Below are 13,178 nucleotides of genomic sequence, written 5' to 3'. Positions count from 1 at the left end.
TTCTACTTTAGAATTTTAAAACGCAGTTTATGGGTCATTTAACTCGCTAGAATGAACAAATGATTAATAAAATTGGTATTGTATTTGTTTAAAGCGCTTTATCAATCGCTGCTTTTAGCTCATCACTCTGTGGTTTAACACGAGAACCAAAATGCGTTACTGTTTGGCGGTCTTTACTCACTAGGTACTTATTAAAGTTCCAGCTTGGAGAGCGTGTTTTTTCTGCTAAGTGTTTGAAAATAGGGTTGGCATCACTACCCTTTACATCACTTGTTGCCATCATATTGAAGGTAACACCGTAGTTGATAAAGCACATATCAGCGGTATCTTTTTCATCGTTTTCTTCCTGAAAGAAGCTATCTGATGGGAAACCCAAAACCACTAACCCTTTGTCTTTATATTCTTTGTGCAGCGCTTCTAATTGTTCAAATTGCGGCGTAAAACCACAGTTACTTGCTGTATTTACGATTAAGAGCGGCTTATCTTTAAATTCACACAAGTTAATGGTTTCTTTTGAACGTAATTTACGTAACTCTTGATTGGTAAAATCATTACACTCAGATGCAACCGCTGAAAATGCCATTAAAGATGGAACAACTACCGAAGTTAAAAGGAGTTTTTTAAAAAGTTTCATATGCAATTCCGGTTATTTTAATATACTCAGTATACGGTTATTTTTACCTTAAAGATCGAACAAAATTTGAATTATTTTGCACATTTACACTTAGCTCACCTAACCAATACCAGTTTAACAGGAAACCTATTAGGTGATTTTATTAAAGGAAGCCAACTTTCGCACTTGCCCCGTGAACTAGAGCTTGGTATTCGTTTGCATCGCAGTATCGACAGTTATACCGATGCTCACAGTGTGAGCCAACAGTTTAAAAGTGAATTTGGCGCAATGCGCAGGTATGCAGGAGTAGGCTTAGATATTTTGTTTGATCATTTATTAGCAAAACAGCTAGGGGCACATTACACCCCATTGTGTCAGCAGTTTTATCAAACATTGTTAGATGAAAATATTAATTACAATGCTGTTTTACCTAGCGATTATCAACATAAAACCCAGCTTATAACCAGTGACGATTGGTTTGCCAGTTACAGCAATTTACCAGGAATTACCCTTGCCTTAAAAAATACAGGAAAGCGATTTAGCAAACCTGTACCACTCGAAACAGTGGTAGATTGGTACACTGCTAATCAACAATACATCGACAATAGCTTTGAGAAGCTTTATCTCGATACAACGAATTTTGCGTTAACCAAACGCGATGAACTTATTGCTCGCCTAAGCTAATGGTTATGCGGGTATCACTGCTTTTGTCATTGCCTATCATCTCATCATAGGCCGTTTGAAAATGCAGATTTGCAGTAGTAAAACCTAGCGACTTCAAACACGTTTCCGCCTCAAACATCGAATTAAATACCTGCACATTATCTTGCTCGTCTGAAAGTGAATAAAAGTTACCATCTTCATCTTCTGCTCCTACTAGATAGTGGTTAGCGTCTGCATAACCAAAAATAGTTGGTACCAATGAATGTCTTTCAATTTGATTTTTAAAATCTTCACGGCGCATGGTGACTCTCCTAACTGTTCAATTATCACTCAATACGCAATACCTCAGACAATTGTTCAATCTTTTTTCAAACTACATCGTATAACCATAAAAACGAGGATCATTATGAAGAAAACAGTCTATTACGATGCAAAGTGCCCATTGTGCCGTAGGGAAATAACTCTGTGGCGAAAATTATCTAGTCATCTTTTTGATTTTAAAGATGTTCATCAACAAAATTTTACAGCTGACAAAAAAGCGCGAATGTTACGCTTGCTACATGTGCAAGATGAAAATGGCCAATGGTTTATTGGCCTTGATGCAAATTTTGTACTTTGGCGCTCACACCCAATAGGTTGGTTGTCTTATTTACTTTCCCTGCCTGGCGTTTACTGGATGACTTGTTTGCTGTACAACGCGTGGGCTAAGCGCCGTTATGAAAAACGCTATGAATGTAAACAATGCCAGCTTTAAAACAGCGCCCTGCCACAACCGCTAAACGGTTTGCCATTAAGCTTACCCTTTACTGACGATGCAAATGCTTGCCCTGACATAGTATCGCGACAAGGGGTATTGCTGATTTCAAAAGTTAAAAGGTTATCGTTTTGAGCCAAGTTAAACTGCGAGCTGTTTGCTAATTCCATCGGAGCTTTATATTTAAAATTAATTACTTGCTGGCCATAATTTCCCTTAAATTCAATCGACTCATTTGGTTTTATTTCCATTAACCAGCCCGGCTCATTCCCTACCGCACGAAAACTCACGCCGCGAAATTTTGCATCTTGCCAAATCGCTTCTTGGCGATTGTTAGTACATTGCTTGTAAAGCGTTTGCTGGTAATTCACCATCGCACTTTCACCTTTCATCCAAATATAATCCGTTCCTTTTTGGTATTTTGCTCCTGATGCTGTTCTAGTTGGCTCAAGCGCGAGGGTTTGCTTGGGTAAAAATGCCCATAAAGTATCTTCTTCTAATCGTGCAACAAAGCTAAAACCATTTTCGCACTCATACATCATAGTAATTGCCTGTTTTGGCGATTTGGCTGGTGAACTTTCAATTTTTGCTGTTGGCGCAGCTGTATTACAGCCAGTAAGTACTGCAGTACTCAGTAACATAAAAACATGTTTTAACATCTTGATTCCTTTTAAAGAGAAAAACACTATAGTTGTAAAATACTTAACTCTGCGTGAATTACAATCAAAGGAATAAAAAATGGCAGGAGCAAGCTTACTCACTCTGATTGATGATATTGCGACATTGCTCGACGATATCGCGGTAATGAGCAAAGTGGCCGCTAAGAAAACCGCTGGTGTATTGGGTGATGACCTTGCCTTAAATGCGCAACAGGTATCTGGTGTAAAAGCCGATCGAGAATTGCCCGTGGTATGGGCAGTAGCAAAAGGCTCTTTCGTCAACAAGCTTATTTTAGTGCCATTGGCGTTGCTTATTTCGGCCTTTGCGCCTTTTTTAGTCACACCTCTGCTAATTTTGGGTGGTTTATTTTTATGCTTTGAAGGGTGTGAAAAAGTACTTGGCCCTTGGCTTCATGGCAAACATGCTGAAGATAAAGACAGCCATTTGGATATTCACGACAAACACTACGAGCAGCAAAAAATAAAAGGGGCTATTCGCACCGACTTTATTCTTTCAGCTGAAATTATTGTGATTTCGCTTGGCACCGTAGCCAACGAAAGTTTTACATCACAATTATCGGTATTAAGTGTCATTGCCGTATTAATGACCATTGGCGTGTATGGCTTAGTGGCACTAATTGTAAAAATTGATGATGCAGGCCTTCTGTTGCTCGAACAACCTCATGCTTGGCAGCAAAAAATTGGCCGAGGTTTACTTTCGTTCGCCCCGTATTTAATGAAGCTTTTAGCAATTGTCGGCACTCTTGCCATGTTCTTAGTGGGCGGTGGCATTTTGGTACACGGTAGTAGCTTTTTGCACCATGCGATCGAACAGCTCGTTGAGACTATCAACCTTACGCTTAATGCTGACCTGAGCTTTTTCTTACCTACGCTATTTAATGCCATTATCGGATTTGTCGCGGGTGCAGTAATTGTGGCCGCCACACTTTTACTAAGTAAATTTAAAAATAACTAACCTGAACTCGAGTTAACGAGTTTAAGTACGTAAAAATATGAACTAGATCATCTAACGCCAAAATAGCGCTAGCTGTTAGCTGCAAAATAGCTGACAATAGCGCTTGGTATAAATGGATTTAAATTATGGCACTAGGATCAGGGGATCGTTACAGCCATAAGTCTTCAAGGAACCAAGTCCACTCATGTTCTTAGAGCATATGAGTGAGCTTATTGATCGAGAGTCTATCTCTCCCTCCTCAATTGTTCTGGGATTACTTTTATACCAATTCACTTAACTGGCTAATTATTTTAGCGGCCTAAACCGGCTCACATCGTTAACAGAATTGGTATTTTATTTGGAGAAAAGTATGACCTTAAACAGCCAATTAAATTTAACTAAAGCTGCACAAATTACCTTGCGTTGCATGGACTTAACAAGCTTAACTGGTACAGAAAGCGACAGCGAAATTAACACGCTTTGCCAACAAGCTAGCAGTAATGTAGGAAACACCGCTGCCATTTGTATTTACCCACAATACATTGAATTTGCAAAAACACAGCTTAATGCCGATGTAAAAATTGCAACCGTAACCAACTTCCCCCATGGCGACGCAAATATAGAAAAAGCAGTATCAGAAACTAAACAAGCAGTGAGTTTTGGTGCAAATGAAGTTGATGTGGTATTTCCCTACCGCGCGCTTATTTCAGGCGACGAAACCGTTGGTTTTGAACTGATAAAGCAATGCAAAGCGGCTTGTGGCGATAATGTGTTATTAAAAGTAATTATTGAGTCTGGCGAGCTAAAAAGCGATGAGCTCATAGCAAAAGCATCACATATTGCTATTGATGCTGGTGCCGACTTTATTAAAACTAGTACAGGTAAAGTACCTGTAAATGCCACATTAAATGCCGCCAAAATCATGCTAGAAGCAATAAAAGCCAGTGGTAAAGCGGTTGGTTTTAAAGCCGCAGGCGGTGTGCGTACTGTAGTTGATGCCAAACAATATATTGAACTGGCAGCCAGTAAATTTGATTTAGATTGGGTTAACCCTAGCAACTTCCGTTTTGGTGCATCTGGCTTACTGGCGGATGTAAATGCCATTTTGCATGTTGATACGCAATCAGTATCTAAACAAGGAGACTACTAATGGTCTCATTTGATCAAATTGAATTTGCAGCCACACCGCACCTAAATGCAAAGCAGGATGACTTTGCCGAAACCATTTTATTGCCCGGCGATCCACTGCGTGCAAAATTCATTGCGGAACATTTTCTCGATGATGCGGTATTAGTTAATGATGTGCGCAATATGCTTGGCTATACCGGTTATTATCAAGGTAAACGCATTTCAGTGATGGGCAGTGGCATGGGTATTCCTAGCTGTTCAATTTACGCAAAAGAGTTAATCACAGAATACGGGGTTATAAACTTGATTCGTGTCGGCAGTTGTGGCGCCGTATCAAACCAAGTGGCACTCAGAGATATTGTCGTTGCAATGGGTGCCTGTACCGACTCAAAAGTAAATCGCATGCGCTTTAAAGGCCATGATTTTGCTGCCATTGCAGACTTTAATTTATTAAACACATGCTTATCACAAGCAAGCAAATCACAATTACCAGTGAAAGTAGGCAATGTCTTTTCATCTGACCTATTCTATACACCACAACCAGAAATGTTCGAGCTAATGGATAAAATGGGCATTTTAGGTGTCGAAATGGAAGCGGCTGGGCTTTATGGTGTTGCTGCCGAGTTTGGTGCAAATGCACTAACCATTTTAACGGTATCAGATCATATTACGCACGATACGCACCTTAGCAGCGAAGAGAGGCAAACCTCCTTTGCTGAAATGATAACCTTGGCGTTACAAACAAGCGTCAATTTATGATTAAATAGAGGGCCATATTGGCCCTTAATTATTTGTGTTTTAATGAAAAAAATTCTCGACTACTTTGCAACGAAAAACTTATTAATTATTTGTGTTTTAATGAAAAAAATTCTCGACTACTTTGCAACGAAAAACTTAATGTTATGGGCACTGATATGGGGTGTACTGGCTGGTGTTATTTTTGGTGAACGGTTGGCGTTTTTACAACCAGTTGGCAACGGCTTTATCAAACTGATGCAAATCACCATCTTCCCTTATATTGTTGTTTCTTTGATTGTTGGCCTTGGTAAATTTGAACCCGATCAGGTGCGCTCCATTTTACTGAAAGCGGCTACTGTGATGCTGTCGTTATGGGGTATCGGCCTATTTGTTATTTGGTGTTTTGCTTTTACTTTACCTAAGCATGACGCTGGCACCTTTTTCTCTACGGCATTGATTTCTGCTAAGCAAGAGATCGATTTTGTCGCTCGCTATATCCCCTCAAACCCGTTTGCATCGATGGCTGAAGGCAATGTGCCCGCCTTAGTTATTTTTTGTATTGCTCTGGGTATGGCCTTAATGGGCAATGTACGAAAAAGCAGTTTGCTCAATATTTTAGATGTGGTTGGGGAAGGCCTTTCTGTTATTTCGAAGAAAATCGTTAAAATATTTCCAATTGGGATTTTTGCCATTACCGCAAGCTCCGCAGGCACCATGAGCATTGACCAACTAAGCACTCTGCAAGTGTATTTGGTACTGGTGATTTTGCTCGGCGTATTTTTGATGTTTGTGTTATTGCCAATGCTAGTCTCAGCACTTACGCCTGTGAAATACCATGAACTAATTGATGTAGCACGAAATGCACTGATCACCGCCTTTACCACAGGTAATGTGTTTATCACCTTGCCTGTAATTACCGAAGGCATTAAAAGCTATATGCACAAAAATAATATCGCGGATGCCCAATCGGATCATATTGCTGAAGTATTAGTGCCTATTGCTTTTACTTTCCCAAGTTTAGGCAAACTTACGACGCTAATTTTTGTGTTATTCGCAGCCTGGCTAACAGGTCACGAAGCGACGCTTGCTGATGTGCCTAATATCACCATCAGCGCTTTGTTCAGCTATTTTGCCAATGTGCATATTGCAATTCCGTACATGTTAGAAACCGTTCGTGTACCTGCAGATACTTACCAGTTGTACCTCGCAATGTCGGTTATTAGCGCGAAATTCGTATCACCCACCACTGTGGTGTATATCGTTGCGGTTACATTCTTAAGTATTTTTTATGTGCGTAAGCAACTCAGTTATAAACGCGCTAAAAGTATTTTATATTTTTCTCTGATTGGTGGGTTATTGCCAGCTTGTATGTTGGCAGCCTTCACCTTGAATACGCAGTTACTAAAAAATGCTGACGCTGCAGACGATATTATCGCTAACATGGTGGTCAGCGATAAAGTGCCTGAGCATGTACTCAACCATGTTCCAAAATCATATGAAGACGGTAAGTTATCGCTTACAAACATTAGTGTAATTAAAAAACGTAATCTTTTACGGGTTGGTTATATTGCCGATAATGTGCCGTTTAGTTACTTCAATCATAATGATGAATTAGTGGGTTTTGATATCAGTTTGGCGCATAAACTGGCGGAAGATTTAGGTGTCAAAGTGGAATTTATTCCATTTAAAAAGCCACAACTTATCGAGTATCTAAACAAAGGCTATTTTGATATTGCGATGTCAGGGTTAGAAATTAACTTAGATGATATCGAGAAAGTGCTGTTCACCGATCCGGTGCTCGAATTACAGCTGGCTTTAGTAACACTTGATCATCGCAGTAAGGAGTTTCAAACGCTTGCTGATTTAAAAGAACATGAGTCACTTAACTTTGCCACAATAGAATACCAAGCCTTGCTGGGTAAAGAATTTAAGCGAAATAAGCGCTACACACTGACAAATATCACCAGTTATCGAGACTTTTTTAGCAACCCCGACAAATACGATGCACTGATAATTAGCGCTGAAGCAGGATTTGCTTGGACCATGTTTTATCCAGATTTTGGGGTAATCGTGCCTGAGGGTGTAAAAACAAAATACCCTACCGGTTTTGCAGTAGCAAAGCGTCATAATGACCTTGCTAACTACCTTAATGCATGGCTCGATATTCGCCGTGCAAATGGCAAAGTGCAAGAAGTTTACGACTATTGGATTTTAGGTAAAGGCAGCAAACCTTACATTCGAAGATGGTCAGTTATTGACGATATAATACTTGATAAATCAGTCACTAAAGACTAGTTTAATAACAATAAAGCGCGATTAGGATAGCTATGAATATCACCGTAATGGGCAGTATTGCACTGGCCGTATTCGCCATGATTTTCCTCTATGTCAGAGGGGAAAACTACAAACGCAAAGCCAAACAACTGGCCAGTACGCTTGATGGCGCTAATCGCGAAACAAAATACTTAAGCGAAATAGTGATAGAGCTTGCAAAAGAAGAGCAGCACCTTTTGCGTGAACGTTTTATCAAAGTACAACGTGCTGGTTCACATAAAGTGGAACTGCTGCGCTTTACCGGTTTATTAGTCGAAGCAGCAGAAAGTGTTATCAGTGACTCTGCGCTCGGCCACAAATCAGTGCAACAAGCCCTTAAGCATTATATTGCTAACTTTACACCATTTGCTTTTGAAGATTTTAATAACTTTATACTGCAAGAAAGCACAGATAAAAGGCAGCTGTGGAGCAAAAACAACATCAACAGCTACCTTGATTTGTGTAAGTCCTGCATTGATGATTTAGAAAGTGCCAGCTAACTTATTGCTCTAACTCAGCACATAATTGGGTTTCTTGGCACAACAACTTCGCATTGTGGTTTCCTTTGTTTACGGCCTGCATCAACCAGAAAGCCGCTTGCTCTTTATTAACTTTAGTCCCTTCGCCGTCTAAATACATTTTAGCTAGATTCAATTGCCCCCAATCATCACCTTGCTCTGCCGCTTGCTTAAACGATTCAAATGCAAGGGTAAACTCTTTCTCTTGGTAGTAGGCAATACCTTCTTGATTTGCTTTATTTAGTTGAAAACCATCATAGAGCGGCTTGGGGTTAGAAGGCATTACCACAAAGCCACCAAACAGTTTCATTGCATTTGGCCTGTAGGCTGCATAAATAGTACCGTTTTTAAAAAACGCATTAATCTGCTGCTGAGGATAATCTTTACTTTCAGTAAAAAAGTACCCTTTTTGCACAAAATTATCGCTGCGTGCTGATATTTCAAGATCGCGCTCTCGCGAATAGTTATAACGGCTAAATTGTAAGGTTACAGTATCGTTTTCAGAGGCGATCACTTTCGCTGCTACAACTCGTTTTTGGTAATAGCCTTCATTTAGTAATTTACTGTAATCAAAAAAGAAAAAGTCATTAGATTGCGGGTTATTTACAATATCTAACTCGATTTCAGTTGCGCGCACATGTTTTTGCCATTGCCACGAAACAAAAGCAATCAATAGCAGTAAACCAATGAATTTAGTCAGTATCGCAACCGGAGGTACTTGAGATGAAAGGCTGTTTTCTGGCAAATTTTTGCAATCACAATTAGCGCAGTAGGACTCGCGATCGACTTTAAAAGGAAGTATTGGAATTAAACCAAAGCAAAGAAATTTTAGCTTTGCTTTTGCACTCACCGCTCGCTGGTTACATTGGCAACATTGAAGGTATTCGTCATGTTCAAAGGCTTGATCTTTAACATTAAAGAACAACATAGACAGTCCATTGTTTGCTTGGTTTGTGTTCATTTTTACTGCAATTTAACACACAAAACAATCGCTAACATATTTTCTTACAGATAAAACATTAGTCAAAACAATCCATTACAATTTATTAACAAGTAATTGGATTGCTAAATTTATCCAACAATCTGCTATAAAAAAGGCCCTTAAAAAAGCAAGCCTAGTGGCCTATCACTATAGCTCACAAGTAAGTTTTTCGTATTTTGATAATGATCTAGCATCATTTTATGTGTTTCGCGACCAACACCTGACTTTTTATATCCGCCAAATGCCGCGTGTGCAGGGTAATGGTGATAACAATTTGTCCAAACACGGCCAGCTTCAATGCCACGTCCCATACGATACGCAAGATTCATGTTTTTAGTCCAAAGGCCAGCGCCTAAGCCAAATTCGGTGTCGTTTGCAATCGCTAATGCTTCAGCTTCATCCTTAAAGGTTGCAACACTTACCACTGGGCCAAAAATTTCATCGCGGAAAATACGCATTTGGTTGTTACCTTTGAACAGAGTTGGCTGAATGTAATAACCACCGCCAAGCTCATTTGACACTTGTTCAACGTCTCCACCCGTTAACAACTCTGCGCCCTCTTCTTTACCTATTGCAAGATAACTTAAAATTTTATCAAATTGCTCTTGAGAAGCTTGAGCGCCTACCATGGTTTCTGTATCGAGTGGATTTCCGCGTTTAATCTGTTTTGTGCGCTCAATTACGCGAGCGATAAATTCTTCATAAATATCTTCTTGAACCAATAAACGCGATGGACAAGTACACACTTCACCTTGGTTGAAAAACGCAAGTACTGCACCTTCAACACATTTGCTTATGTATTCTTCATCTTGTTGCATTACGTCTGAAAAATAGATATTCGGTGATTTTCCGCCAAGCTCTACTGTCGAAGGAATAATGTTTTCAGCTGCACATTTTAGAATATGAGCGCCTACTGGGGTTGAACCTGTAAACGCTATTTTGGCAATACGCGTGCTTGTTGCTAATGCTTGCCCTGCTTCTGCGCCATAGCCATTGACCACATTAAGCACTCCCGGCGGTAACAAATCGCCAATTACTTCCATCAGCTTTAAAATAGAAACCGGTGTTTGTTCGGCAGGTTTAAGTACAACGCAGTTACCAGCCACTAATGCCGGTGCTAATTTCCAAGCGGCCATTAATAATGGAAAGTTCCACGGAATAATTTGACCAACGACACCCAGTGGTTCATGAAAATGATAAGCAACAGTGCCAGCATCTATTTCACCAATTGAACCTTCTTGCGCACGAATACAGCCTGCATAATAGCGGAAGTGATCAACGCAAAGCGGTAAGTCTGCAGCTAACGTTTCACGCACGGCTTTACCATTATCCCAAGTTTCTGCTACCGCGAGCATTTCAAGATTTTGCTCTATGCGATCAGCTATTTTAAGCAATAAATTACTGCGCTCAGTGACCGAGGTTTGCGCCCAAGCATCTTTCGCTTTATGCGCTGCATCGAGTGCCAGTTCAATATCTTTACTATTTGAGCGTGGTATACGACAAATGACTTCGCCTGTTACCGGTGTCGTATTATCAAAATACTGACCGTCAACAGGTGCAACCCACTCACCACCGATATAATTTTCATATTGTGCATTGAATTGCACTTTGGCATCTGCGTGCCCAGGATTGGCATAAATCATTTTATTTCCTTTATGTGTGTTATTGTTAGAAAGTTTCTTCAACTTGAATATGTGCTTCCACAGCCTAGTGGTTCAATTTGATTTGTGCTTGATTCTCCATCCAAATAACTTGACTGAGAGTGCATAATTTAGCCATTATGAAGAACAGTGAATTTTTGGAGACAGGCATGTCGCTACAGCAAGAACGCAATAAAATCAGTACGTTGATTGATAACCGCGCCGCTTTTAATAGTGAACATGTACAATTGTGTGTGTACGATACTTACCAAGCCTGTGAACGAATTCCCTTTCAAGCAGAGCAACTTATGTTTTGCGCGATGCACACTGGAAAAAAAGTAATGCATCACCACAGCCTGCAATCTGGACAAGAATTTTTACCCGGACAAAGCTTTATTATTGCAGGTGGTGAACAAGTCGAAATCGATTTCCCCGATGCTCACTTAAGCGCCCCAACGTCATGCTTAACCATTGAAGTCGACAGTCAAAAAGTGCAAGAAGTTGCTGAAAGAATGCGTTTGGAGCAAGCATTTTACAGTGAACAAACAGCAACGCTGCAGTTACACAATAACCCCTTTACTCAGCAGCTTTATCAACGTTTGGTGGATACTTTTAGTGAGAATCAACACGACAGAGAAGTGTTAATTGACCTTGGAATTAGCGAACTATTAGTACGTATGTTACAAGATCGTTCGCGCCAACTGGTGCTGCAACACTGCAACCAATTGCTAGGCCATAACGGATTGCAATCTGCTATTTCATTTATAAATCAGAACTTAAAAAAGCCAATTACCATTGAAATGCTATGTAAAAGTGCTGGCATGGGCCGCAGTAAACTATTTTTAGAATTCAAACGCCATTTAGGTTGTACACCGCAAACCTTTATTGTTGAGCAAAAGTTGCATGCTGCTGCGCGTAAGTTAAAGCAAGGAAAAGCAGTTACTCAAGTGTGTTATGACTATGGATTTAGTGAACTCAGTTACTTCAGCCGCCGCTTTAAACAAACCTTTGGTTGCAGCCCTAAACACTATCAAAATCAATTAGTTTAAATAGAATATAAGGACTGCAATAAGTCTTAAGTACATTTCGCAAAGTAACTAATCGGTAGTAGTTTCCCTTTATCCGTTTTATCACCCGCCCATCACTCTCTTATCAAGCATCTGCTAACAAACGGTTACTCTTATTTAAAACCACATAGGAGTATGAAAATGATTATTACCAATACAGAATACGTCGCAAACTACGAGATAACTCAGATGCTCGGGTTAGTAACCGGTAATGTTGTACGCTCTAAACACGTTGGCCGCGATATTATGGCGGGACTTAAAACCATTGTTGGTGGTGAGATTAGAGGCTATACCGAAATGATGAGTGATGCACGTACCGTAGCGCAAGCAAGATTAGTTGAAGAAGCGGAACGCTTAGGCGCCGATGCCATTGTAAATGTGCGTTTTACAACGAGTGCTGTTGCTGCTGGCATGTCTGAAATTTTGGCCTATGGTACCGCTGTTAAACTCGCAAAATAACGAATTAGCCCAGCTATTTCGCTTAAAAATACTAATTATCAACCAGATAAATTTATCCAACCTTTTTAGCAGTGTTTTAATTTAGTTACTTACAATTAATTGCACTGCTTATGACCTCTTTTACAACACCCGATCTTTACGATGATTATAGTGACACTCTGCAAGTCGCAAATGCAGGGTTATTTCACTTTGGTAAAGAAACAAAGCTCTGTGGACAAGCAATTACTATTCAATGCCCTAACGATAACTCGCTAGTAGGTGAATTACTTAAAACCAATGGTGAAGGTAAAGTATTAGTAGTGGATGCAAACAACTCTCCCGCATTTGCTTTTTTGGGTGATAATCTTGCCGAACATGCTATTAGAAATCACTGGCAAGGCATCATCATTAATGGCTGTGTTCGTGATATTGAGATTTTAGAACAGATGCCGCTGCCAATTATGGCTAGAGGCAACACACCACGAAAAACACAAAAGCAAGGGTTAGGTGAGAAAGTGAGTGCGGTAAGCTTTTTGAATATCACTATTCACAATGGTGATTGGGTATACGGTGATCGCAATGGATTAATAATAAGCAAAAAAGAGCTTACTTTCTAGAGGCTATAAAGCAAAGAACCCACAACAATTATGTTTGATTTTAATTTGTATAACGGAGTTAGTCGGGATTACAAAATATATCCCTATATTTTG

15 protein-coding genes are annotated in these 13,178 nt (G+C 39.9%); 10 read left to right on the top strand and 5 right to left on the bottom strand.

Annotation, left to right across the window (positions count from 1 at the left end; genetic code table 11):
* Positions 1 to 88: 88 nt before the first annotated feature.
* Positions 89 to 583: a glutathione peroxidase gene (locus ON073_RS18465; protein WP_274763355.1), complete on the bottom strand. Its 495-nt coding sequence runs from the start codon at positions 581 to 583 to the stop codon at positions 89 to 91.
* Positions 584 to 700: 117 nt separating this feature from the next.
* On the opposite strand from ON073_RS18465, the gene ON073_RS18460 reads away from it, so the two are divergent.
* Positions 701 to 1,297 carry an acyl carrier protein phosphodiesterase gene (locus ON073_RS18460; protein WP_274763354.1) on the top strand — a complete coding sequence of 199 codons (597 nt, stop codon included), beginning with the start codon at positions 701 to 703 and terminating at the stop codon, positions 1,295 to 1,297.
* Here ON073_RS18460 and ON073_RS18455 read toward each other — a convergent pair.
* The gene (locus ON073_RS18455) at positions 1,278 to 1,577 is read right to left on the bottom strand and encodes a DUF6482 family protein (protein WP_274763353.1); all 300 of its coding nucleotides are present in this window, start codon (positions 1,575 to 1,577) and stop codon (positions 1,278 to 1,280) included. The genes ON073_RS18460 and ON073_RS18455 overlap by 20 nt on opposite strands.
* A gap of 105 nt (positions 1,578 to 1,682) precedes the next feature.
* Between ON073_RS18455 and ON073_RS18450 the strand changes: the two genes are divergently transcribed.
* Positions 1,683 to 2,030: a thiol-disulfide oxidoreductase DCC family protein gene (locus ON073_RS18450; protein ID WP_274763352.1), complete on the top strand. Its 348-nt coding sequence runs from the start codon at positions 1,683 to 1,685 to the stop codon at positions 2,028 to 2,030.
* Here the strand turns inward: ON073_RS18450 and ON073_RS18445 are convergent.
* Complete coding sequence (locus ON073_RS18445) at positions 2,027 to 2,689, bottom strand: MliC family protein (RefSeq protein WP_274763351.1); 663 nt, start codon at positions 2,687 to 2,689, stop codon at positions 2,027 to 2,029. The two genes, ON073_RS18450 and ON073_RS18445, sit on opposite strands and share 4 nt — an antisense overlap.
* A 79-nt stretch (positions 2,690 to 2,768) precedes the next feature.
* Here ON073_RS18445 and ON073_RS18440 point away from each other — a divergent pair, with 79 nt between their 5' ends.
* The 5 genes from ON073_RS18440 (at position 2,769) to ON073_RS18420 (ending at position 8,323) form a co-directional block, all read left to right on the top strand.
* Positions 2,769 to 3,665 (top strand): DUF808 domain-containing protein, encoded by an 897-nt coding sequence (locus ON073_RS18440; RefSeq protein ID WP_274763350.1) that lies wholly within the window; start codon positions 2,769 to 2,771, stop codon positions 3,663 to 3,665.
* A gap of 349 nt (positions 3,666 to 4,014) precedes the next feature.
* On the top strand, positions 4,015 to 4,794 hold the full coding sequence (gene deoC, locus ON073_RS18435) for a deoxyribose-phosphate aldolase (protein ID WP_274763349.1): 780 nt from the start codon (positions 4,015 to 4,017) through the stop codon (positions 4,792 to 4,794).
* Entirely contained in the window at positions 4,794 to 5,531 is a 738-nt protein-coding gene (gene deoD / locus ON073_RS18430) for a purine-nucleoside phosphorylase (RefSeq protein ID WP_274763348.1), read from the top strand. Before deoC ends, deoD begins: the two co-directional genes overlap by 1 nt.
* 99 nt (positions 5,532 to 5,630) lie before the next feature.
* On the top strand, positions 5,631 to 7,805 hold the full coding sequence (locus tag ON073_RS18425; RefSeq protein ID WP_446728543.1) for a cation:dicarboxylate symporter family transporter: 2,175 nt from the start codon (positions 5,631 to 5,633) through the stop codon (positions 7,803 to 7,805).
* 32 nt (positions 7,806 to 7,837) lie between these two features.
* On the top strand, positions 7,838 to 8,323 hold the full coding sequence (locus ON073_RS18420; RefSeq protein WP_274763346.1) for a hypothetical protein: 486 nt from the start codon (positions 7,838 to 7,840) through the stop codon (positions 8,321 to 8,323).
* 1 nt (position 8,324) lies between these two features.
* Here ON073_RS18420 and ON073_RS18415 read toward each other — a convergent pair whose 3' ends face one another.
* Positions 8,325 to 9,302: a tetratricopeptide repeat protein gene (locus ON073_RS18415; protein ID WP_274763345.1), complete on the bottom strand. Its 978-nt coding sequence runs from the start codon at positions 9,300 to 9,302 to the stop codon at positions 8,325 to 8,327.
* 140 nt (positions 9,303 to 9,442) lie between these two features.
* Positions 9,443 to 10,966 carry an acetaldehyde dehydrogenase ExaC gene (gene exaC / locus ON073_RS18410; protein WP_274763344.1) on the bottom strand — a complete coding sequence of 508 codons (1,524 nt, stop codon included), beginning with the start codon at positions 10,964 to 10,966 and terminating at the stop codon, positions 9,443 to 9,445.
* Between the two features lie 167 nt (positions 10,967 to 11,133).
* Between exaC and ON073_RS18405 the strand changes: the two genes are divergently transcribed.
* The 3 genes from ON073_RS18405 (at position 11,134) to rraA (ending at position 13,085) form a co-directional block, all read left to right on the top strand.
* On the top strand, positions 11,134 to 12,012 hold the full coding sequence (locus tag ON073_RS18405; protein WP_274763343.1) for a helix-turn-helix domain-containing protein: 879 nt from the start codon (positions 11,134 to 11,136) through the stop codon (positions 12,010 to 12,012).
* Between the two features lie 159 nt (positions 12,013 to 12,171).
* Complete coding sequence (locus ON073_RS18400; RefSeq protein ID WP_274763342.1) at positions 12,172 to 12,489, top strand: YbjQ family protein; 318 nt, start codon at positions 12,172 to 12,174, stop codon at positions 12,487 to 12,489.
* 110 nt (positions 12,490 to 12,599) lie between these two features.
* Positions 12,600 to 13,085 (top strand): ribonuclease E activity regulator RraA, encoded by a 486-nt coding sequence (rraA, locus tag ON073_RS18395; RefSeq protein WP_274763341.1) that lies wholly within the window; start codon positions 12,600 to 12,602, stop codon positions 13,083 to 13,085.
* Positions 13,086 to 13,178: the final 93 nt, after the last annotated feature.

Source organism: Pseudoalteromonas sp. G4, assembly GCF_028875915.1.
Classification (GTDB): Bacteria; Pseudomonadota; Gammaproteobacteria; order Enterobacterales; family Alteromonadaceae; genus Pseudoalteromonas.
This window is presented reverse-complemented; position numbering and strand designations above follow the sequence as displayed.